Annotated in this window: 13 protein-coding genes; 7 read left to right on the top strand and 6 right to left on the bottom strand. The window is 62.7% G+C overall.

Going from position 1 to position 23,610, the window contains the following annotated elements:
• The first annotated feature begins 136 nt into the window (after positions 1-136).
• The 4 genes from QRN41_RS26190 to QRN41_RS25460 all read left to right on the top strand — a co-directional run bounded on the left by QRN41_RS26190 (position 137) and on the right by QRN41_RS25460 (position 6,737).
• Complete coding sequence (locus QRN41_RS26190) at positions 137-679, top strand: Ig-like domain-containing protein (protein ID WP_350310310.1); 543 nt, start codon at positions 137-139, stop codon at positions 677-679.
• Between the two features lie 591 nt (positions 680-1,270).
• Complete coding sequence (locus QRN41_RS25470) at positions 1,271-2,512, top strand: exonuclease SbcCD subunit D C-terminal domain-containing protein (RefSeq protein ID WP_047882359.1); 1,242 nt, start codon at positions 1,271-1,273, stop codon at positions 2,510-2,512.
• Complete coding sequence (locus QRN41_RS25465) at positions 2,509-6,147, top strand: AAA family ATPase (RefSeq protein ID WP_285422256.1); 3,639 nt, start codon at positions 2,509-2,511, stop codon at positions 6,145-6,147. The genes QRN41_RS25470 and QRN41_RS25465 overlap by 4 nt, the downstream gene beginning before the upstream one ends.
• Positions 6,144-6,737 (top strand): glutathione S-transferase, encoded by a 594-nt coding sequence (locus QRN41_RS25460; protein ID WP_034098238.1) that lies wholly within the window; start codon positions 6,144-6,146, stop codon positions 6,735-6,737. The genes QRN41_RS25465 and QRN41_RS25460 overlap by 4 nt, the downstream gene beginning before the upstream one ends.
• Positions 6,738-6,751: 14 nt before the next feature.
• Here the strand turns inward: QRN41_RS25460 and QRN41_RS25455 are convergent, their stop codons facing one another.
• The 4 genes from QRN41_RS25455 to QRN41_RS25440 all read right to left on the bottom strand — a co-directional run bounded on the left by QRN41_RS25455 (position 6,752) and on the right by QRN41_RS25440 (position 8,826).
• The gene (locus QRN41_RS25455) at positions 6,752-6,877 is read right to left on the bottom strand and encodes a hypothetical protein (RefSeq protein ID WP_256203866.1); all 126 of its coding nucleotides are present in this window, start codon (positions 6,875-6,877) and stop codon (positions 6,752-6,754) included.
• Between the two features lie 160 nt (positions 6,878-7,037).
• Complete coding sequence (locus tag QRN41_RS25450; protein ID WP_034138361.1) at positions 7,038-7,217, bottom strand: hypothetical protein; 180 nt, start codon at positions 7,215-7,217, stop codon at positions 7,038-7,040.
• Between the two features lie 156 nt (positions 7,218-7,373).
• A complete protein-coding gene (locus QRN41_RS25445; protein WP_167417717.1) occupies positions 7,374-8,549 on the bottom strand; it encodes a lactonase family protein in 1,176 nt (391 codons plus the stop codon).
• The gene (locus QRN41_RS25440) at positions 8,536-8,826 is read right to left on the bottom strand and encodes a DUF5629 family protein (RefSeq protein WP_285422255.1); all 291 of its coding nucleotides are present in this window, start codon (positions 8,824-8,826) and stop codon (positions 8,536-8,538) included. The genes QRN41_RS25445 and QRN41_RS25440 overlap by 14 nt, the downstream gene beginning before the upstream one ends.
• Before the next feature lie 149 nt (positions 8,827-8,975).
• Here QRN41_RS25440 and QRN41_RS25435 point away from each other — a divergent pair, with 149 nt between their 5' ends.
• Entirely contained in the window at positions 8,976-13,664 is a 4,689-nt protein-coding gene (locus QRN41_RS25435; protein WP_285422254.1) for a dermonecrotic toxin domain-containing protein, read from the top strand.
• 40 nt (positions 13,665-13,704) lie between these two features.
• A complete protein-coding gene (locus tag QRN41_RS25430) occupies positions 13,705-18,579 on the top strand; it encodes a dermonecrotic toxin domain-containing protein (RefSeq protein WP_285422253.1) in 4,875 nt (1,624 codons plus the stop codon).
• Positions 18,580-18,598: 19 nt separating this feature from the next.
• On the opposite strand, the gene QRN41_RS25425 is transcribed toward QRN41_RS25430, so the two are convergent.
• On the bottom strand, positions 18,599-20,974 hold the full coding sequence (locus QRN41_RS25425) for an efflux RND transporter permease subunit (protein ID WP_034113911.1): 2,376 nt from the start codon (positions 20,972-20,974) through the stop codon (positions 18,599-18,601).
• 15 nt (positions 20,975-20,989) lie between these two features.
• Complete coding sequence (locus QRN41_RS25420) at positions 20,990-22,030, bottom strand: WD40/YVTN/BNR-like repeat-containing protein (protein ID WP_285422257.1); 1,041 nt, start codon at positions 22,028-22,030, stop codon at positions 20,990-20,992.
• 308 nt (positions 22,031-22,338) lie between these two features.
• Here QRN41_RS25420 and QRN41_RS25415 point away from each other — a divergent pair, with 308 nt between their 5' ends.
• Positions 22,339-23,454, top strand: a complete 1,116-nt coding sequence (locus QRN41_RS25415) for a Gfo/Idh/MocA family protein (protein WP_167417711.1) — start codon at positions 22,339-22,341, stop codon at positions 23,452-23,454.
• Positions 23,455-23,610: the final 156 nt, after the last annotated feature.

Below are 23,610 nucleotides of genomic sequence, written 5' to 3'. Positions count from 1 at the left end.
GAATAATCAGGAGATCACGGTTAGTTGTGCGGTGACGTTTGATGGAAGTACAGATCAGACGAAGGCAGTAAGTTTCCCAGGCACAACTTATACAATCAGAGCTACAGTGGCTCCTCTCACGATTAACACAAACCAGATGTCACTTACCGGAACACTGTACTTAGCTGCCGCGTCGCTGGGGTGGCCAAAACTAGCATACGAGATTAGTCAAACTCGCACAGCGCAAGGTGGCACGCCGCCTTATACTTACTCATCCTCCGCTCCCAGTGTTGCGACAGTCGGGGCAAGTAATGGACGAGTTGTAGCCGTGCGGAGAGGCACGACGACCATTACTGTTCGAGATTCTTCAAATCCAGCCCAAACAGCAAGTTATTCAGTCAACAATCAAGTTATTAGTTATCAAATACTACATAACACGTCACTGCTAACAATGGAACAATGCCGGTCTTGGATCGCTTCAGTAGGGGGAGCTTACATATACGCAGAACAAATAGGTCCGTTAATCGGACAACAATATGGCACTGTTTACCACACGGCTTATTTCACTGGCGTTTCAAGATATGAGGGAACTTTGCAGGTCGCAGAACTTCTTCATTCTTATAGCCCCCCTATAAACTGGTCAATTGCCACTGCGGTTACTTACCTACCACGCCCGTCAGTTTGTTTACGAGCTATATGACCTGTACTAGGACGGGACAGAATTCCCTGTCCCGTTTTTAACATGCAAAGACAAAAGTGAAAATTAGGGGGGACGAATGATCTAAAGTTACTTTCCAATAAGCCTTGACGACAGTCACATGCCTGCACACGCCTGGATCCGCTATCGGGGGCAAGCCCCCTCCCACATTTACTGCACCTGTTACACCACCGGCGTCTCCCCACCCGCAGCGCGAAAAAAAGTAAGGGAAAGTGTGAAGTTGTTGAATCACATTAACGGGACGCCAACGGCTGCCATTCGTCGCCACTGTAAATTCTGACAGTTACCTACCCCACCCGGATGGGGTTTTGATTCTCCTTGCACAACAATCACAGTAACAACACAATATCAGTCCTTCGTTAGCGAATATGAAATCGATGATCAACGACGTAATGAGATATATGTGGAGTCATTCGAGTAATCACTAGCCCCACCTTATAGAGAGGTGTGTCATCACAAATGACCCTGTGGGAGAGAGGAGGCTTCTCCCACAGTGGATCTGCCTGGTTTGGAGCAACGGGTTGGCAATACAGGTAAACTCCCCTCCTTTCTCTCTACCCCACGGAGTTCGCCTTGCGTCTGTTCCACACCTCCGACTGGCACCTGGGCCAAAACCTCCATGGCCAGGAACGCGACTTCGAACATGCCTGTTTCCTTGAGTGGCTGCTGCGCCAGATCGGCACTCAGCATCCCGATGCGCTGCTGATCGCTGGCGATATCTTCGATACGGTCAACCCGCCCCTCAAGGCCCAGGAGCGGCTGTATGACTTCATCATCAGCGCCCATGAACAAAACCCCGACCTGACCATTGTGATGATCGCCGGCAACCACGATTCCGGCTCGCGCATCGAGCTGCCGGCGCCGTTGATGCGGCGCTTGCGCACCCATGCCCTCGGCCGCGTGTTGTGGCTCGATGACGGGCAACTGGATGCCGAACGCCTGCTGATTCCGCTGCCGAACGCCAAAGGCAAGATTGCCGCGTGGTGCCTGGCGTTGCCGTTTCTGCGCCCGGCGGAGGTGACAGGCGCGCAGTTGGGCGACGACTACCTGCGCGGCATCGGCCAGGTGCATGAGAAGCTGATCGCCGCCGCCAATGCCAAACGCAAAAAAGGCCAGGCGCTGATCGCCATCAGCCATGCGCATATGGCCGGCGGTTCGGTGTCGGAGGACTCCGAGCGCAGCCTGATCATCGGCAATGCCGAGGCGCTGCCCGCCAGCCTGTTCGACAACAGTGTCGGCTATGTTGCCCTGGGCCATTTGCACAAGCCGCAAAAGGTCAATGGCGAAGAGCGCATTCGCTACAGCGGCTCGCCGATTCCGTTGTCGTTTTCCGAGATCGGCTACAAACACCAGATTCTTGATGTGACCTTCCAGGGCCAATGCCTGGTGGGCGTAGAACCGATTCTGATCCCCCGCTCTGTGGAGCTGCAACGCCTGGACGCCGCACCGCTGGCGGATATCCTCAAGCAACTCGCCGATTTGCCCGACATCGATCTGCTGGCCGAAACCCAGCGCCACCCCTGGCTCGAAGTGCGCGTGCGCCTCGACGAGCCGCAGCCGGACCTGCGCCAACAGATCGAAAGCGCCCTGCAAGGCAAGGCCGTGCGTCTGGTGCGCATCGCCGCCGAATACGCCGGTATCCGCAGTGGCAATGAAAGTGACGACGAGCGCCTGATCGAACTCGACCAACTGACGCCCCAAGAGTTGTTCAGCCGCGCCTGGCAGGACAGCTATGGCAGTGAAGTGGATGAACAGACCTTGAAGGACTTCGCCATGTTGCTCCAGGAAGTGCAACAGCAGGAGGAGCAGCCATGAAAATTCTCGCCATTCGCCTGAAAAACCTCGCGTCCCTGGCCGGGCCGTTCGAGATCGACTTCACCGCCGAGCCCCTGGCCAGTGCCGGGTTGTTCGCAATCACCGGGCCGACCGGCGCCGGCAAGAGCACCTTGCTCGATGCGCTATGCCTGGCACTGTTTGGCGCAGTGCCGCGCCTGGGCGACACCGGCCAGGCGAAGATGCCGGATGCCGACAGCGATATTTCCATCGGTGACCCGCGCACCTTACTCCGGCGCGGTACCGGCGGCGGCTATGCCGAGGTGGATTTTGTTGGCGTCAGCGGCCGCCGCTATCGGGCGCGCTGGGAGGCCAATCGCGCCCGCGACAAGGCCAGCGGCAAGTTGCAGAACAGCCGGCAAAGCCTGATCGATCTGGACAGCGAGCAACTGCTGGCCAGCCAGAAAACCGAATACAAAACCCAGTTGGAACTAGCCCTGGGCTTGAATTTCGAACAGTTCACCCGCGCCGTGTTGCTGGCGCAGAGCGAGTTCAGCGCGTTCCTCAAGGCTAACGACAACGAGCGCAGCGAACTGCTGGAAAAACTCACTGACACGGCGCTGTACACCCAGCTCGGCCGCCGCGCCTTCGACAAGGCCAAGGAGGCCAGGGACGCGCACAAACAACTTCAAGACCAGGCCGTGGGCGTGGTGCCGCTGAGCGCCGAAGACCGCGCCGAACTGGACCGGCAACTGACCGAGGCTCAGCAGCAGCTCAAGGTGCAGCAAGCCCAGCTCAAGCAATTGGAAGCGCAGCACACCTGGCTCAAGGAACTGCGCGAATGGCAGGAGCGCCAGCTCGACGCCACCCAACAGCTGCAACGGGCCCAGGCCGACTGGGACAGCCTGGGCGCGCAGCGCGAAGACCTCAGTCGCTTGGAGCAACTGGCGCCGCAACGTCATCACTTCGCCCGCCAGACCGAGCTGGCCGCGGAGCTCACCCCGCTGGCCGCGCAGATTCAGCAGCACATCGCGCAGCAGGCCCAATTGCTGACGCGCCAGGACCAGGCCCAACAGCAGCAAGCCAGCGCCCACGCCGCATTGGAAGCCGCGCTGCAAGCCCAGAGCGACGCCGTACCCTTGCTGCGCCAGGCCTTCGACGGGCAAAACAGCCTCGCCCATTTGACTAAAGACCTGGCCAAGCACAGCGCAGACCAGCAGCAACAGGCCGCCGCCAGCAGCGAAGGCCAAGCGCGCCTCAGCGCGTTGCAGGCCAAACAGGCCGACGTTGCCGAGCGCCTGCAACGCCTGGCCGACGACCTTGAGCGCAGCGCCGCGCTGGCGCCCCTGGCCGATGCGTGGACCGCTTACCGCGACCGCCTGCAACACCTGATGCTGATCGGCAATCGCCTGAACAAAGGCCAGGCCGAACTGGCACAACTGGAACACCGCGCCAACACCACCGCCGAAGCCTTTACCGGTCAGCGCGACGCCTTGGCCCTGCTGTACCAGGAAGCCGCCGCCGAGCCCCAGGCGGTGGCCGAGCAGATCCAACTGCTCGCCAGCCTGTTGCAGGACAATCGCAAGCAGCAACGCGCCGTCGAAGACCTGACGCGGCTGTGGGACAGTCAGCAGCAGCTGGATCAGCAGGCCGCCACCCTCACCCAGAAACTCGCCGACGCCCAACAGCGACGCGAACTACTGAACCAGGCCGGCCTGCAAGCCAAGGCCGATCTGAGCGTGGCCGAGCAGACGCTGACGGTGACCCAGCAACTGCTGGAACGTCAGCGCCTGGCCCGCAGCGCCAGCGTCGAAGAGTTGCGCGCACACTTGCAGGACGACCAGCCGTGTCCGGTGTGCGGTAGTCGCGAGCACCCCTATCACCAACCCGAAGCGTTGCTGCACAGCCTTGGCCGGCATGACGACAACGAGCAAGCCACGGCCCAACAGGCGGTGGATGCACTCAAGGAGAAACTCACCGAGCTGCGGGGCGAAGTGGGCGGTTTGATCGCCCAGCAAAAGGAATTTCTGCACCAGCAGGAGCAGTTAGCCGCGCAACAACTGGCGCTGAAGCCAAGCCTGGACGCCCACCCGCTGAGCGCCGCGCTGTTCAATCAGGACGCCCCCCAACGCAGTCCCTGGCTGGCAACCCAACTGGCTCAGCTCGGCCAGAGCATCAGCCAGGACGAGCAGCGCCAGAGCGCCCTGCTCAACCTGCAACAGAACGCCGGGCGCCTGCAGCAGCAACTGCAAGCGGCCCAGGACGCGAGCCAACAAGCCCGTCAGCAATGGCTCGACCAGCAGCGCGAATTGGCCAATGACCGCGAGCGCCTGGAACAGGAACTCAACGCATTCGCCAGCCTGTTGCCCGCCGACACCCTGGACGGCCTGCGCAACGATCCGGCCGCGACCTTTATGCAGCTCGATCAACAGGTCAGCCAGCGCCTGGAACAGTTGGGCCATCAACGGGATGAACGCGAAGAACAGCAGGAACGTCAGCAGGTCATCGAAAAAGAACAGACCCATCAACAGCATCGTCAGGCGCAATTGGAGTCGCTGAGCCAGCAAGTGGCCGAACTGACCCGCCAGCAACAGGCCGCCGCGCAAGCCCTCGCCGAGCTGTTGGGCCCTCATACCAGCGCGGAACACTGGCAGCAGCAGCTGGAGCAAGCGGTGGCGCAGGCGCGTCAGAGCGAGAGCGACGCCAACCAGCAACTCCAAGACACCCGCACCACCTTGATCCAACTGGCCGCCGACCTTAAGGCGTGGCAGGCACGCCAACAGGCGCTGCACAGCGAACAACAGGCGCTCGATGCGCGCCTGAGCCAATGGCGTGCATCGCACCCGGAACTGGACGATGCCGGCCTCACTCGCTTGCTGGGCATGGATGACACGCAGGTCAGCGCACTGCGTCAGCGCCTGCAAACCAGCGAAAAAGCGGTGGAGCAAGCCAAGGTCTTGCTGCAAGAGCGCGAACAACGCTTGGCTGACCACCAGGCCCTGCACAATGGCAACCTCGACACCGAACAGTTGGACAACCACCTCGCCGCGCTCAGCCAGCAACTGGCCGATGCGGAGAAGCAGTGCGCCGAACTGCGCGCGCGCCAGGCCGAAGACCAACGTCGCCAGCAGGCCAACAACGTGCTGGCCGAGCAGATCGCCAAGGCCTATGAAGAATGGCAACGCTGGGCCCGGCTGAATGCCCTGATCGGTTCGGCCACCGGCGACACCTTCCGCAAGATCGCCCAGGCCTACAACCTGGATCTGCTGGTGCACCACGCCAACGTGCAACTGCGCCAGCTGGTGCGGCGCTACCGCCTCAAGCGCGGCGGCAGCATGCTCGGTCTGTTGGTGCTCGACACCGAAATGGGCGATGAACTGCGCTCGGTGCATTCGCTGTCCGGCGGCGAGACTTTTCTGGTATCGCTGGCCCTGGCCCTGGGGCTGGCGTCGATGGCGTCCAGTACCTTGAAGATTGAGTCGTTGTTTATCGACGAAGGCTTCGGCAGCCTCGACCCCGAATCCCTGCAATTGGCCATGGACGCGCTGGACGGTTTGCAGGCCCAGGGGCGCAAAGTCGCCGTGATTTCCCACGTCCAGGAAATGCATGAACGCATCCCGGTGCAGATCCAGGTCAAGCGTCAGGGCAATGGCCTGAGCACCTTGGAGGTCAAATGAGCGAAGCGTTGCTGTACTCGTTCCGCCGCTGCCCCTACGCCATGCGCGCGCGGCTGGCGTTGCGCTACAGCGGCGTGGCGGTGCGCATCGTCGAGGTGAGCCTGAAGGCCAAGCCGCAAGAGATGCTGACACTGTCGCCCAAGGGCACGGTGCCGGTGTTGAGTGTGGACGGCCAGGTGATCGACGAAAGCCTGGCGATCATGCAGTGGGCCCTGGCCCAGCACGATCCCGACGATTGGTTGCTGGGCGGCGACCCGGCGGTGCTGGCGCTGATTGCCGAGAATGACGGCGGGTTCAAGCATTGCTTGAATCGCTACAAATACGCCGAACGCTACCCGGAATACCCGATGGAACACTACCGGGCCGAAGGCGCAGTGTTCTTGCACACTCTGGAAGGTTTGCTGGCTGAGCGCGCCTACTTACTGGCCGAGCACCTCAGCCTGGCGGACATGGCGCTGGCGCCGTTCGTGCGCCAGTTCGCCCACGTAGACCGCGATTGGTTTGCCCGTGCGCCCTACCCGCGCTTGCAGCAATGGCTGGATGAGTTCCTGCAATCGCCCTTGTTTATCGGCGTGATGGCCAAGGCGTAAGGTGTGCCAGCGCGTTAGCCCTGGGCCAAATTCAACAATCGCTCATGAGCCACTTCCGGCTCGCCTTCCAGGGGCTGCACGGAGGACAGGATCGGGGCGGAATACAGAAACAGAATTGCTGCAGCGAGTCGAAGGGCCATGCTGTCGTTTCCAGGAATAAACGCGTCAAAAATTGAGCGTCAAATTTAAACACATGGCAATGTGATATTACAGCGACTTTTTTCACCCCAGGCAAAAACGCCAAACCACTCGAACGCCGATTGACGTTCCAGTGGTTTGGCGTCTGCTGTTGCGCAGGGCTCAGTGTTGAGTTTTGTGATCCAACGCGGCGTAGAAGTTGGCGCTTTGTTGCAGGTATTTCTGAGTGTAGGCACTGGTGCTGGACTTGCGACCGGTGACTTCCACGCTGGCGGCCGCCGGCAAGGCTACGGTGGCGGAAACAGCGGAAGCGGCGATGATGGAGAACAGGTTCAAATTCATGTCGGTAACCCTTGTGTGCGGTTGGTTGAGTGGTCGGTGAAGGCCTTGGAACCCAACTTACGCCCGAGGGTTGAACCTTAGAAATGCTTTGAAACAGTAGCCGCTATTAATGCAATTAATACAAAAGCTCAGGCCCCGGCGTACGGGACCTGTGGCTTATTGACGCACCAGGAATTTGAGGTCGCTAGGGGCATCGATCGGCAATTTCTGCACAGTTTTACCCAGCAGGCCGGTCTTGGGGTCGCGCTCGACCACCACGATTTCATTGCTTTTCTGGTTGGCGATCAGTAGGAACTTACCGCTCGGGTCCAGGCTGAATTCGCGCGGATGGTCGCCTTCCACGCTGCGGCGTTGCAGCTCGGTGAGGTGCGCGGTGGCCGGGTCCACGCCAAACACGATGATCTGGTTGGCGGTGCCGCGGTTGCTCACGTACAGGAACTTGCCGTCACTGGACGCATGCAGCGCCGCGCCGGCTTTGTCGGACACTGGTTGCCCGGCGGCGAAGTCGACCAGTTGGGTTTGTGTGAGTTTGCCGTCGGCGTAATCGAACACCGCGACCTGAGCGCTCATCTCGGTGGTCAGCCAGGCGTGCTTGCCATCGGCGCTGAACAGCAAATGGCGCGGGCCGCTGCCCGGCGGCAATGCCACCGAGGCCGGGTCGGCCGGGGTCAGGGGCAGTTCGTGGTTGGCCTTGGGGTCGTAGCGGTAGACAAAAATCTTGTCCGCCCCCAGGTCATTGGCGAACACGTACTTCCCGTCCGGCGACGACACCACCGCGTGCACATGGTTGGAGGCCTGGCGCTGCGGGTTGACCCGACTGGCCGGGTGCCCGCTCAACTGCACCGGTGCGGATAACTTGCCAGTGGCGTCCACTGGCAGGATCGCCAGGCTGCCGCCCGGGTCTTCCAGTACCGAATAGTTGGCGACGAACAGGTGACGACCGTCTGCGGCGACGCTGGAGTGGGTCGGCTCGTTGCCCAGGCTCTGCACTTGGTTGATCAGTGTGAGCTGGTGATTTTTCGGGTCGATGGCGTAGCTGCTCACGCGCCCCACCGCATCCTTCTGGCCGGGGCCATTTTCATTGACCACAAACAGCTGCTTCTGGTCCTTGGACACCGTCAGCCACGACGGGTTGGCGGCCTTGGCCGCCAGCACAGGTTTGCCCTGGAACTGCCCGGTGCGGCTGTCGAATTGCAGGCGGTAAATGCCTTCGCTGGAGCCGGCGGTGTAGCTGCCCACCAACAGTTCATAGGTGTCTGTCGGCGCGGCCTGCGCCGACATGGCACCGACACTGCCGGCCATCAGCAGCGGCCAGAATTTACGCATCATCATGCTCGTCTTCCTCGTCATTATTGTTGCCGGTGAAGGCGCTCATGCACACCAGGCGGTGTTCGCCCGAATCACCGGTGAGGGTCCAGCTTTGCAAGGCGTCGTCAAAGTTTGCCGCCTGCACCTGCGTCAGGCTGAACAACCAGCGCTTTTCGGCGCGACCGTCCATGCAGGTAATGCGCAGGCCTTTGTCGTCGGAAGTGAAATCAAAGGCATGCAAGCCATCGATTTCGAGCATGTCAGCGTTGTTAAGTTCAGCGGGCAGGCCAGTAGCAGTCATCGGGATCATTCATCAGGAAGAAAGGCGCTGATGATAGGCCAATCCACCCCCGCCTGGCGCGCTTTGTGCGCGTGCGGTAACCGGTTATGCCTGGTCTGCGCGACGGCTTTGTCATGCTCGGCACCTTCTCATAACGCGATGGAATGCCAATGCCCGACTCAACCCCCGTCCACCCCGGCCCCCTGCTGCCGGGGGTGACCAACACTGCAGCGCAGGCGGTCGCCGCTCACTTTGCCGGGCTGCCGGACGTGGCCCACGTGGTCAGCCAACTGCTCAGCGATGCCATTGCCCAGCGCTACCCCGCCCTGGCCCTCGACCTCTCAGCGACACGCCTGGCCACGCCCAACGGCAAGCAGTGGGTGTTTCGCCCACTGCTCTCTGTGGTGCAGGACTACCTGGGCGGCACCGCCAACCTGGATTTCAGCGACATCGGCAACCTGAGTTTCTACCTCACCACCAGCCCGCCGCGTCGGCTGACACTGCCACAAGACGGCCAATCGCGGCTGGACATGCAGGTCATCGAGGGCCTGATCAAAGAACTGGCGGACACGGTTCCCGTGGGTTTGCAGAACGCGCTGAACGATTACTGGCGCGACCACACCGGCAACGGCCAATGGCGCTGGATGGCCCGCCTGCTCCAGGACACCCTGCATATCGCCACCCTGCGCCGGACCGACCTGGCGGAACCGGCCCGACAGACCCTCGAGCAACTGACCACCACCCCGGACCGCGAGCAACGCATGAGCCGCCACGGCGCCCAAGCGGTATTGGCCTATTGCCTGGAAACCACCCTGCGCAGCGCCGAGCGCAGTGTCACGGTGCTCGACCCACACCTGGTGCTGACCCGCCCCACCAATGGCGCTGCGACGGTCTTGCTGTGCAGCCCCGGCGGCACTATCGAAGCGTTCTCGTCCATGGATGCGTTGACCCAGGCCTGGGGGCAACGCATGGCGTCCGGTTATCAACTCGGCGAAGTGCTGATCCAACGCTACGAACCGGACGGCGATATATTCGACCATCAAGCCGCGCTCATCCTCAATCAACAGTTGGAACAACTTGGCGCACTGCGACTGCCGGTCAACGGCGGGTTCGCCGCGCTACAGGCGCACTGTCGCGGGCTTGTCGACCCGACGGCGTACTTTCTCGACGCGCCCAGCGTGCCCACGGATCTGTTGGCCACGCTGCGCACCCATTTGCCCGCCGGCCTCAAGGACGCCGACAGCAGCGCCCAGGCCGCCTACCGCCGCTACAGCCTAGCCCTGGCCAGTGCCAAGCGGCGTGGCGGCGGCCGCACCTTTCTGAGCGGCATCCCGGATATTCACGCCTTCACCGTCGCCAGCCTGCTGCGCGAGCTGCAAGCCGACGCGGTGCGCCTTGAAGGCGTGGCACAGGCCGACGTGGCGGCACTGGACCCCGACCAACTGGAACTGACCTTTGCCATTTCCGCCGGTTACCCCGGCACCGTCGGCATCACCCAGCACGAACGCATGAGCCTCACCAACCTGGCGATCAATAACCTGAGCGCACGCCCCAGCGGCGAGATGCGCATCGTCCATCGCGCCGGCCTGACAGTCCCGGGTTGGCTGACCGCCGACTACCTCACCGGCTCGAACGGCCTGATCGAACGCGTCGACATCGGCCTGCATTACCCGCGACTGCTGGAGGACCAATTGCTGGGCCCCGGTGAAGAAACCCGTCGGCGCGAAACACTGTTCGCCGACCAGCTCACCGTGCAACTGCCGCTGCTGGCCCTGGAGCAGAGCCTGCGCGGCGTCAACGGCATGACCGGCGACGGCGCCCGGCGTGTGGCCGCGCTCATGGCCCTGACGGTGGCCGATCAGCAGGGCGTGGTCATTCGCCACCTGGCACTGTTGCGCCATCCGGCGGCCAGCCCCGACGTGGTGACCAACATGTACCTGATCGAAGCCCAGGACATTGCCAGTGGTCCCCATATCCTCTATCGCCCGCTTTACCCCCAAGCCTTGCTGGAATTCCCCAGCCGCGCAGCGCTGTTGGAGGCCATCGCCAGCCCGGGTGAGGTGCAGAACAGCGTATTGCTGTGGATGAGCGATAGCGCGCGCCCGGTGTATGCCAACGGCGGTTTTCGTCAGCCCCATTACCTGCGTTTTGGCCAGGGCGATGAATTCGGCCCCCTGCGCACGCCTGGGCCGGCCACCCTGTCGGAGGACGGGATGAACGATGAACTGCATCAATGCCTGATCACCGGTCGTCTGATGCAGTACCTGTACAGCAGCAACGCCCGCGCGTTGGTCGCCCAGGCCGACCGCGAATCGGTGTCCAACCACGAAAGCCGCTGGAAACTGCTGCTCGAAGGTGGCGGATTGTTGTTCAGTGGGGTGCTGTACCCGTTGTTACGCGGCCCGCTGTTGCTCAGCACCTGGCTGGGCAACCTGTACAACAGCCTTAAACAAGACATTCAGGGCCTGAACGCCATGGATGCGCAAACGCGGGAATTGGCCAGTGTCGACCTGTTGCTGAACCTAGGCCTGTCGTTGTTCGAAGGCCCGCCGTTGCCCGCTGGCGCCACTGCCCCAGCACGGAGCCGGCGCCCGCCCCAGGCATTGCCGCGCCAGCTCGCCGAGCGTTGGCCGACCCCGCCCGCGCCGCGTATCCATCAAGGCAGCGTCGGGTTGCCCGGTGTATTGCCGGGCACCGACAAAGCGCTGTTGGACTTCAGTTTCGCTCAATCCCACTGGCGCCTGACCGCCAGTCAACGCGAACGCCTGAACAGTTACAGCACCACGCCGCCGCCCGATGTGCCCGAGCCGGTGGCGAGCGGGCCGCACAAAGGCTTGTACCGCATCGACAACCAGTGGTACGCCCAATTGGACGGTCAGTGGTATCGGGTGTGGATGGAAGCGAATACTGGCGACGTACTGATCGTCGACCCCGTCGACAGCGACCGCCGTGGCCCGCCCTTGCGCATTGATCGACAGGGGAACTGGAGCGTGGATACGCGCCTGCGTCTACGCGGCGGTATGCCGTCCAACCGCATCGCCGCACGGCGTCAGCTCAATGCCAAGCGCGTCGAGACCTTGAGCAGCGAGTACCGCCACTTTCTGGGCCAGCAAACCCAGCAGCAAAAGAGCGTGGACGTGGCCCAGGCCGTCATGGAGAAGACCCAGGACGACCCACGCTTCACACCGGCACAGCGCGCCGAAAAACGTCGGCAATTCGAAAACGCGCTGCTGGCCCAGACCCAGGCATACCAACAGATTCTCGACAGCGTGCAGGAACGACGGGCGCTGAGTATCCCGCTGTCGACGCAAACCGTCGCAGCCCTGATGGAAAACATGGTCAACAACGGGCGCAAACTGGTGGTCATCGCCGAAACCGATCGCCAAGCGCTGTACACCGCCAATGCAGCGTTCACGCGCCAGGGCGCGGCGTTGAAACAGGCGGTTCTGGCCAACCGCGCCGGCCACGAGCAATTTATTAAGGACCTGCTGGCGATCAACGAGCGCTCGATCCAGTGGCTGAAAGTCAAGGACCGTTACCTCGCCCAACTGCACGAACTGGGCGGCCTGGGCCTAGACGCCTTTACCCGCCTGACCCAGGACCGCCCCGACGAAATCAGTGTGCTGGCGATCCAGGCCTTGCAGATTCGCACCCTGCGCTGGCTGGCGACGCGAGGGTCCGACTCGGTGCGGCTCGACAGGCTCGACACCCTCATAGCACCGCTGGTCGAGCAGGTGCGAACTCACAGCGAACTCAATGCCCTGGAGCTGCCCGCCAGTGAGCGCATCAGCGTGCTGGAGAGCCTGGTGGAACACTACGGACGCGCCCTGGACGCCCTGCAAGGTCTGAACATCGTCGATGTGGAAGGCCTGGAGCAAAGCTATTCGGCGCCCCTGTTCACGCTGATCGAGGAGCTGTATCAGGACGTCAACCTGCAACTGGCCAACGCCATTCAGCCAAGCGATCCCAGCCCCGTGCGTACGCCAAAGCGCCAGCCGACGGCGCCGGGCAAACCGCAGAAAAAAGTCATCCGCACGCGGCGCAAAGGCACCCTGATCGGCGACTTGAAGCCAGCCGGCAGCAGCCTGCCGATTGAAGTGGTGGAGGTGCGTTCGGAAGAGAGCAACCAATTGCTGAGCCTGTACTCCCAGGACGGCGATGAATGGGTCGAGTTCAAAGAACCCCTCGCACCGCCGCCGCCCGCCCCCTCCCGTGGCTTGAGCCTGGTCAAGGGTGAAGCCCGCAAATTGCTGGCCATGCTCGACGCCCACCTGCAACGTGCGCAGCGCTACCGCAGCGTCTGCCGTCATCCTGAGGAAGCGCAGGAAATCCTGCATTACGAGGGTACGCGCTACGACAGGTTGGCCACCGAACTAGACCGCACGATCCAGGCCCTGCCCCTGGCCGAACGCCTGGCCGCCGACCTGGCGCTGGCCAGCCAGCTGCGCGAGGTCGGCATGCGCCTGACGCGCCAGGGCGATGCCTTGCGCCTGCAATTGAGCCTGGAATTGCCCCCCACCCACGGCAACCTGGAATACCTGCTCGCGCAGAAACAAGTGGCCATCGCGCGCTACAGCGAGCGTGTGCCACTGAGCGGCGAGCGGCGCGATTTTATCCAGGAATACGCCGTCACCGACCTCAATGGCGCACCGCTGTGGTACGCGCACTTTCATTACCCCAAACACGACACGCCCAAGGCCGACTACAGCGTCGCGCACCTGAAAACCAAAGCCCAGCAGAAGCAAAGCTACTACTCGCTGCTGGCCAAGACGCAAAACCCTCAGGCGGTGGTGAACGTACACCGCGGCTTGATCGGCAAGGCCCTGGCCGAGCGTTGGTTTCTGCCGCTGGCGCCGTAAGCATCGCCCTCCCATCAAGCATCAAGAAAGGACCCCCCTCATGCCCAGCCCCGATCACCTGATCCTCGCGCACGCCGTACAGGCGCGCTTCCAAGCGCGGCCGACCCTGCGCTCGGCCACCGCGCAGCGACTGAGCGACAGCCTCAAAGAACTCAGCCCGCCCCTGACCCGGCCACTGTCCGAGCTATACCTGGCCCACCCGCGCGACGGTGGCGGCCGCGCCTTGCCCTCTGTGCTGCAAGTGGCCCTGACCTACCTGGCCAACGGCACCCTGCCCGACCTCGCCACCCGCGCCGGACTCGACGCCTACCTGAGCGATGCCAGCGGCAACCGCTTGACCGACCCCGCCGTCCCCCTGAACGACCTGCAACGCATCATCCGCGAGCTGCCAACCCTGCTGCCGGCGACATTGCAAACCGCGCTAAGCAGCTTCTGGGATGAGGTCGACAGCGCCGGCATCAGCCACTGGCAATGGCTTGGCGAAGTGCTGCACAGCCTGTTTCGCCAGTGTGCGATCAGCCAATCGACCAGCGACCGCGAGCAACTCCAGGCCCTCACCGCCCTGGCGCGCTACCCGGCACGCGAAGCGCGCCGCGAGCAAACCGCCCCGGACAACAGGGTGTATGCCTATACCCTGGAAGCCCTGTTGGTACGCGGCCAGACCCGCCTGACCTTGCAATGCAGCGAGCTGTTGATCGTCAGCGGCGAACGCGTCTGGCTGTATAGCCTGCCCGGCACCGTGGAAGCCTTCGCCAGTTTGCAAGCCTTCGGGCAGGCGTGGGGCGAGCGCCTGGAGGCGCGCTACCTCGCCGACCGGATCACCTGGCGCCAGTACGAGCCCGACGGCGACATCTTCGAGCTACAAGCCGCGCTGCTGCTCAACCGGCAATTGGACGATCTGGCGGCGTTGCGCCTGCCCGCCCACACCCCATTGACCGATTTGGAAAGCCAAGTGGCCGCCCTCACCGACCTGGCGCCTGGCTTTATCAGCGCGCCAACCACGCCGGCGCAGCCTCTCGACGCCGTTGACGGCGCACTGCCCGCCTGGCTGAAAAACGCCTCGGCCAGCGAGCGCTTCAGCTATCGCCAATGCCTGCTGGAGCAGGCCAGCCTGCGTCGCCTCAACGACGGTGCGGGCTACCTGGACGGCATCGACGATATCCGCCGCTTCGCCGCCCGCCGCCTGAACCCGCAACTGTGCCAGGCGCGCAATGCGGCGCTCAAGCGCCAGGACCGCTGCACCGATGAGTCCGCGCTTGCCTATCGCGCCGAAGACCTGCAACTGACCTTTGCGGTGTCCGTCGGCACTCTGCAAAGCGGCTATGTGCAACCGGTGACCCTGAGCCTGGTGGACCTGGCGCTGAAAAACCTCTGCGGCAAACCCAGCGGCAGCGTCACCCTGCATCACCGCTCCGGGCGGCCCATCGAAGCCTGGCTGACGCCGGACTACCTGATGCGCCTGGTGCAACAGGTGGACATCGGCCGCACCTACCCCGCTTACCTGCGCGAACAATTGCTGGCGCCCAATGCGCAGGCGCAGCGACGTCAGCAGTTGTTTATCCAGCAGCATCCGGTGCGGCTCAAGCTGCAAGCCCTGGAAGCCTTGATCAAGGGTGAGGCCGGGCTGACGCGGCGCGGCGTGCGCTATGTGTGTGCGGTGCTGGGCGCAAGCCGTGCGCAGCGTTGGGTGCAAGGCACTGAAATCATCATGCGCCCGCTGGCCTTCAAACGGAAAGCCGACGCCCAGGCCGACACGGTGCCCAACATGTTCATCATCGAAGCGCGCAACGGCCAGGAAGGTCCGCACCTGCTCTACCGCCCGGCCTATCAGCCGGCGCTGTTGGAGTTCCCCAGCCGCGCACAGTTACTGAGCGCCATCACGCGCCCCGGCCCGCTGCAAGACAGCGTGCTGACCTGGCTGCCCGACAGCGCGCGGGCGATCTACAGCAATGGCGGCTTTCTGGAGCCCCATATCATCCGTTTCTACCAGGGTTCGGAGTTCGACGTATTGCCCAGCCGTCCGAGCCCGGCGACCCTGGCCGAGGCCGACGACGAGAGCGCGGATGAAATGCGCCTGTTCCTCAACAATAATCGGCTGCTGGAATACCTGTTCGGCGCCGAAGCCCGGCAATTGGTGGAACTGGACGAGCGCGAGTCCACCTCCAACAGCGAAAGCCGCTGGGCGTTGCTGCTCGAAGGCGTGCAACTGGGCTTCAACACCCTGCTGGTAGTAGCCCGGGGACCATTGGCCGTGGTGGGCTGGATGCTGCAAATGATGCAGGGCCTCAGGCAAGACCTGCCGAACCTGCAAAGCGCCGATCCGGTGGCGCGGGAATTGGCTTGGGTCGATCTGTTGCTCAACATCGCCATGGTGCTGATGCACCAGGCCCAGGCGGGCGATACGCCGATTGAGGCGACGCGGCACGCACAAACACAGGCCCGCCTGCCCCTGCGTCGGCCCCTGAGCCAACCGCTGCGCATCCGCCAGGCGGATATTCGCCGCGGCACGGTGGGCCTGCCTGCCGAGCCGCCCGGAGGTGGGCGCACCCTGCTGGACTTCGACCGCTCCCTGGCCAGCGACAGCGCCGCCGGGCGTCTGTTGGACAAGCTGCTGAGCGTGCACAAACCCTGGCCGCAACCCACCCCGAAAGCCATGGACAGTGGCGCGCTTAAGGGCTTGTTCAACATCGGCGGACGCTGGCACGCCTCGGTCGGCGGGCTGCTGTTTGAAGTGTCGGTGGTGCCGGGCTTTGGCGAGGTGTACATCATCCATCCCGAGAAGCCCGAGCACCCCGGCATCAAGCTCAAGACCGACGATCAGGGCCACTGGCACCTGGATCGCGGACTCAAACTCGAAGGGGGCGGGCCCAAGCGCATCGCGGCGTTGCGCGAGGAAAGCCGACGCCGCAAAGAGGCGCTGGTGGAACGCCTGCAAACCTTGAGCGCCGATATCCCACCGCTGATGCGCCCATTGGAGCAGGCGCTGGACAGCCTGGCCGACGCCGACAAACGCCTGGCCGACCAGAGCCGTGTGCTGAAGCTGACCTGGAACCTGCTGGACAAAGCCAGCGAGCAGCAAAAACCCGCGCTGCGGCAACGCCATGGGCTGGAGGTGCAACGCCACAGCACGCTGCGCGCGCAGTTCGAGATTCTGCTGGAGCGCCTGAGCGAACGACTGGACGAGAGCGTCCGTCTGCGCCAAGAACTGGTGAGCGTCGGGCAACAGTTGGAACAGGTGGGCGGTGCCGGCGTGCATGTGCAAGACCGCGCCAAAGTGCTCGAAACCCTGTGGAACCAGCAGTTTTCCCTGCATCACTACCAGCGCAACTGGGCCAATGCCTTGCTGTTTTCCGACCGCGGCGAACCCATGGCCCAGGTCGAACGGCGCATGGTGGTCGAGCGCGCCTTCGGTAACCTGAACGCCTATAACGAACATGTCGCCCGCAGCATCGACATGGCCGATGCGCTCGATCAGCTGGCCGCCACCGCCACCGCGCTGGAGGACACCCTGGAACGTTTGGAGCACGACTCCGCCGCCGGGCGCGCAATCCGTCAGAAGCTGCTGGCACTAATCATTGAGCCGCAGAATTTCTTCGGTGAGAACATGCGCCTGCGTGCGCTGTCGTCGCTGGCGAGCGTGGTCATCGTCGATACGGGTGAACACTTGCCGCCCCAGGAGGCCCTGTATGTGGAGCGCCTGGACCGCCTCGATATCCACCAGGCCGTGCAATCGCACATCAGCGTGCGCAGCAGCGAAGGCTTCGCCCTGGACGATCAACGCAACCTGTATGAAAGCCTGCTGGACAGCTACCGCAGCTACGCCAACGGCGTGCAGGCGCTGAAGGCCATCAACCCCGCGCGCTTGAACGCCAGCATCGTCGAGCGGTTTGTCCAGCGTCTGGATCACGCGCAGACCCTGGCCCAGACCGAGCTGGAAAACGTCGTTCGCGCTCAGGAAGCGCTGGCCGTGAGCGTGTCGCTGGCCAAAACTCTGCGCAGCAAGCCCGCCACAAGCCGTGTGTTCAAAACCCGCAAGCGTCGCTACCGGGTCGGCGAGGTGACGCGCGGCACTCGGCAGCAGGAACAGCTGACCATCACCGACAGCTTTACCGGCAGCCCCATCAGCACCTTCGAAGCCACGCCCGACGGCTGGGCCCAGGTGCCTGAACCCCCTGAGGCGCCGGCTGTAATCACCCCACCCAAGCCGTCCTTCGCCACCCTGCGCGAAGAAGGCCGTGGGCTGATCCGTCAACGCGCGGCGATTGAGCGCACCATCGAGGCCCAGCAGCTCAAGCTCGACGACCCACGCACCCGACAATCCATCGACCCGGCGGACTGGGACCATTGGCTCGACACCCAGGCGCGCCAACTCGATGGGGTGGCCGACGCGCTGGCTGGGGAGCATGCCAACCAAACCAGCGCCATAGACCTGGCCGAGGAGTTTCGCAACCATGCACGGGATATGCGCCGTACAGCGGAGCAACGCTGCAGCGCGGCGTATAAAAAACAATGGCCGAGCCTGGACGGCATCGATTACCTATGGCGCCACCAACAGATCGATATCAACTTGACCAGCCTGGCCGACCCGCAGCGGCCCACCTTGAGCGGGGATTTTTTCACGGAGTACGCGGTGTACGACAAGGCCCAGAAACCGCCGCAAGTGTTGTGGTACGCGCACTTTCACTACGCCAGCGCCACCGCACCGTCAGCCGAATACACCCGTGCGCACCTGAAACTGCCCGAGCAGCGCAAGTACACGCAAAAAGACTTGTTGAAGGCTCCGGTGCAAGCGCGCTTGCTTGAACACAGCGAGCCAGGGGCGGTGCCGCTGCGCAGCATCTTATATGTGCGCATCACCCCGCCGCTCGATCGCTTGTTCCTGGCCATCGCACCGCCCGCGGCGACCCGTGCCTGAAGCACGGGCCGCGCACCGGTCAGTGGGCGAACAGTGAGTTGCCCTTCTGGCCGGCCAGTTTCTCCGGTTTGATCAGGAAGCGTGCCAGGGCCGGCAGCAGCCACAGCGCACCGAACATATTCCACAGCAGCATAAAGGTGAGCATCAGGCCCATGTCGGCCTGGAACTTGATGGCCGAGAAGATCCAGGTGCACACACCGATCGCCAGGCACAAGCCAGTGAACAGCACGGCTTTACCGGTGGATTTGAGGGTCTGGTAATAGGCTTCCTGCAACGGCAACCCCGCACGCAGGAAGCTTTCCAGGCGGCTGTAGATGTAGATGCCGTAGTCCACGCCGATCCCCACGCCCAGGGCGACCACCGGCAAGGTCGCCACCTTGACGCCGATGCCCATGAACGCCATCAGCGCGTTGCCCAACACCGACGTCAGCACCAGCGGCAGCACGATGCACAGGGTCGCGGCCCAGGAACGGAAGGTGATCATGCACATGGTGGCCACGCACAGGTACACCAGGATCAGGATGGTCAGCTCCGACTCCTTGATCACCTCGTTGGTCGCCGCCTCGATCCCCGCGTTACCGGCGGCCAGGATAAATTCCAGGCCGTCCTTGTTGTTTTCCTTGGCGAATTCCTGCACCGCATGCACTGCGCGGTCGAGGGTCTCGGCCTTGTGGTCGTTGAGGAACACCAGCACCGGCGCCAGGGAGCAATTGTTGTTGTACAGGCCGTCGGCGCGGGCGATGGAGTTGTTCAGCACATCGGGGTTGCGCGACAGGGTTTCCCATTTCAGGTTGCCCTCGTTCATGCCCTTGATCATCTGCTTGGACACGGTCACCAGCGAGATCGCCGACTGCACGCCCTCGGTGTTCTGCATCTTCCACATCAACTGGTCGATAGGCGCCATGGCTTCATAACGCGAACAGCCTTCGGCCTTGGTCTTGACCATCACCACCAGCACGTCGGAGCTGGTGGAGTAGTTGCTGATGATGAAGTTGTTGTCTTTGTTGTAGCGCGAATCCGGGCGCAGCTCCGGCGCGCCTTGATCCAGGTCGCCGATCTTGAGGTTCTGGCTATACCAGAGGCCGCCGCCGAAGGCGACCAACGCCAGGGCGATGGAGATCGGTGCAACTTTCGGGCTGGCAAAGTTCGACAGCAGGCGCCAGAACGGATGTTCGCGGTTTGCGTCTTTCTTGCTCTTGGCAATGGCGCGCCGGCTGATGCCGACATAGGAGATCGCCACCGGCAGCAGGATCAGGTTGGTGAACACGATCACCGCCACGCCGATGGACGCGCCGATGGCCAGTTCGCGGATCACACCGATGTCGATGATCAGCAGGGTGATGAAGCCCACTGCGTCGGCGAGGATCGCGATCATGCCCGGCAGGAACAACTGCCGGAACGTGCGGCGCGCCGCGGTCAGCGCGTTATCGGCCTCGCTGGATTGCAGGGCGATACCGTTGATCTTCTGCACGCCGTGGGAAATACCGATAGCGAAGATCAGGAACGGCACCAGCATCGAATACGGGTCCAACCCGAAGCCGAAAAAGTGCATCAGCCCCAGTTGCCAGATCACCGCCACCAGGGTGGTGCTCAACACCGCGATGGTGCTGCGCAGGCAATTGGTGAACCACAGCAATAGCACCAGGGTGATGACGAACGCGACGCCGAAGAACATCACCACCATCACTAGGCCGTCGATCAGGTCGCCGACCTTCTTGGCAAAGCCGACGATATGGATCTTGACGTTAGGGTTCTGCGCTTCGAACTTGTCGCGGATCTTGTCTTCGAGTTCGTGGGAGAACTTGCGGTAGTCCAGGGCGAGCAATTTGCCCTGGTCCTGCGGGTCCGGGTACGACTCCAACAACGGGATATCGACGATGCTCGATTTGAAATCGTTGGACACCAGACGCCCGACTTGTCCGGACTTGAGCACGTTGTTGCGCAGTTGGTCGAGGCTTTGCGGCGAGCCGTTGTAGCTCTGCGGGATCACCTCACCACCGGCGAAGCCTTCTTCGGTCACTTCGGTCCAGCGTACGCTGGGGCTCCACAGCGACTTGAGACCCGAGCGGTCGACGCCGGAGATATAGAAAACCTCGTCGTTGATCTGCCGCAGAGTCTCCATGTACTCCTTAGTGAAAATGTCACCGTCTTTGGCTTCCACCGAGATACGCACCGTGTTGCCCAGGTTGGCCAGGTCGTTGCGGTGCTCCATCATCTTTTCGATGAAGGGGTGCTTGAGGGGGATCATTTTTTCGAAGCTGGTGGACGGGCGAATCAACGTCGCCTGCCAGAACAGGAACGCACTCACCAACAGGCAGATCACGATCACCGCCGGGCGATTGTTAAAAATCAGGCGCTCAAGAAAGGTCGCTTTATCGTTGTGATGACTGCTCATGCTTTCTCTGCCTTCTTATTGTTTTTCGAGTTCAGCGCCGGTTGGCTGGGCGACGCGCACACCGCCCTGCCCGGCCAGAATCAGGTTGCCATTGCCGGCCGCGGTCACCGCCGAGAGGGAAATGCGGTCCGGGCGGTTGAAAACGCTGAAGGTCTGACCGTCGTCGTGGCTGACCACCACGCTGCCACCGTTGCCCACCACCACCAACGAGCCATCTTCGAGCAAAGTGGCGCCCGATAAACCGAACTCCAGGGCACCGCGCGCGGCCTTGAGTTCGACCTGTTCCCAGGTGCTGCCGAAATCCGTGGAGCGGTAAAGATTGCCGCGCAAGCCATAGGCCAGCAGCGTTTGCGGCTGGGCGGTGCCGATCACACCAAATAGCGAACCCTCGTAGGGGCCTTCGAGTTTTTCCCAGGTCTGGCCGTCGTCGCTGGAACGGAACATGCTGCCCTGCTCGCCGACGATAAACAGCCCGGCGTCCTTGATGGCGGCGATGGCGTTGAGGTGAAACTGGTCTTCGTTGTCGAGGCGGTCGCTGACATCTTCCCAGGTGTTGCCGCCGTCGTTGGTTTCCAGCAACGCACCGTAGGCGCCGACGGCCAAGCCGTGGCTAGCGTCCTTGAACCAAACGTCGAGCAACGGCGCTTCGCGCTTGAGGTCTTGATACTGCTGGGTCCACGTGGCGCCGCCGTCACTGCTGGCGAGGATCTGCGCATCGTGGCCGACGGCCCAGCCGTGTTTGTCATCGACGAAAAACACGGCGGTGAGCAATTGCCGGGTGGGGACTTTGGCCTGGGTCCAGGTGGCGCCCTGGTCATCGGAATAGAGGATATGCCCGCGATCACCGACCGCCACCAGGCGTTTGCCGGCGTGGACCACGTCGATCATCAGGCCTTTGGCGGCCTTGGGGGATTCAATCGCAAACACCGCGGCGGCGGGGGTATCGCTGGCGGCCTGGACCGCAGTCGGCCATGCAACGGCGCCAAACAGCGAGAGCGCTGTGGCCAGCAACGCAACTCTGCGTGCGGCGCGTGGGCGGCAGACAACCCTACCCATGACAGGCTCACTCATAGACCTTTCTCCCATTTATTATTGTTAGGTCTTGCCATCCCGGGCTCTGAAACCTGCAATCTAGAGCGCCTGGAGGAAGCTGGCGCCATCCTATCGGGCTTTCGAATCGTCTGACAATCGGTGCTACGTTATGTTTTGTTAACTGGCGGCGTTTGGCCATGCGGTGAATATAGCCGCATTCGTCAGGCTGATCGTGGCGGGCATGCTGAATTTTTATTCCATCTATTGAATTTCGGGAATTTTTATTCCATTAATAGCCTTCCTCACAACAAGAATCCAAAGGAACAAAGGCTATGCGCGAACTCGGAATCGGCCTGATCGGCACAGGCTTTATGGGCCGTGCCCACGCCCTGGCGTTCAATAACGCCCGGGCGGTATTCGAATTGCCGGTGCACCTCAAGCTCGCCGCCCTGGCCGATGCCGACACCGAACGCGCCCAGCGCTGCGCGCGCGCCTGGGGTTTTGCCCAGGCCCACGGCGATTGGCAGGCGCTGATCGACGATCCCGCCGTCGACGTGGTGGCCATCACCACCCCCAACCACCTGCATTACCCAATGGCCATGGCAGCGATTGCCGCCGGTAAGGCGGTGTACTGCGAAAAACCTCTGGCCGTCAGCCTTGAACAGGCCGACGCCATGCGCCGGGCGGCGAGCACTGCCGGGGTGGTGACGCGGGTCGGTTACAACTATCAGCACAACCCCATGATCGGCCTGGCGCGGCAGATGATTGCCAACGGCGAGCTGGGCGAGATCATCAGTTTCCAGGGTGAATTCAGCGAAGACTTTATGGCCGACCCGCAGTCGCCGTGGTCATGGCGCTGCGAAGTCGAACATGCCGGCGGCGCCCTGGCGGACCTGGGCAGCCACTTGTTGTCGATGGCGCGATATCTGGTGGGCGACGTCGTCAGCGTGTGCGCCGACACCCAGACCGTCCACAGCCAACGCCCTGCGGTCAGCGGCAGCGCCGAACGCAAGGCCATCGCGGTGGACGATCAGGTGCATGCCCTGTTGCGCTTCGCCAATGGCGCGCGCGGCACAGTGAGCAGCAGTTGGCTCAAACAAGGTTATAAGAACCACCTGAGTTTTGAGATCAGCGGCACACAGGGCACATTGGCGTTCGATCAGGAACGTTTGAATGAACTGCGCCTGTACCGCGTCGGCCAGGACGGTTTCCAGCGCCTGCTGGCCGGCCCCGCCCTGCCCGGTTACGCGGCCTTCAGCCCGGCGGCAGGACATCAACTGGGCTACAACGAATTGAAAACCTTGGAAGTGCAGGAACTGATCATGGCGGTGGCCGGCCAGGGCGCGGACGGCACTGACTTTGAAGCGGCGTGGGCTGTGGAGCGGCTGGCGACGGCGATTCGCCTGGCGGCCCGCGAGGAACGCTGGGTCAACGTGAGCGCGGTCTGACACACAACGCAAATCCTAAAAGCTGACAAATAATTCTGTGGTGAGCCGGCTTGCCCTGCGCTGGGCCGCGAAGCGGCCCCACACCCAGGCACCTCGGCGTATCAGCTGAAACCACATCGCCTGGAATGGCTATCAAAGGTGCGAGGGGGCTTGCCC

Source organism: Pseudomonas sp. efr-133-TYG-23, assembly GCF_030209215.1.
Lineage (GTDB): Bacteria > Pseudomonadota > Gammaproteobacteria > Pseudomonadales > Pseudomonadaceae > Aquipseudomonas > Aquipseudomonas rhodesiae.
The sequence above is the reverse complement of the archived record's forward strand: the minus strand, read 5'-3'. Positions and strand labels throughout refer to the sequence as shown.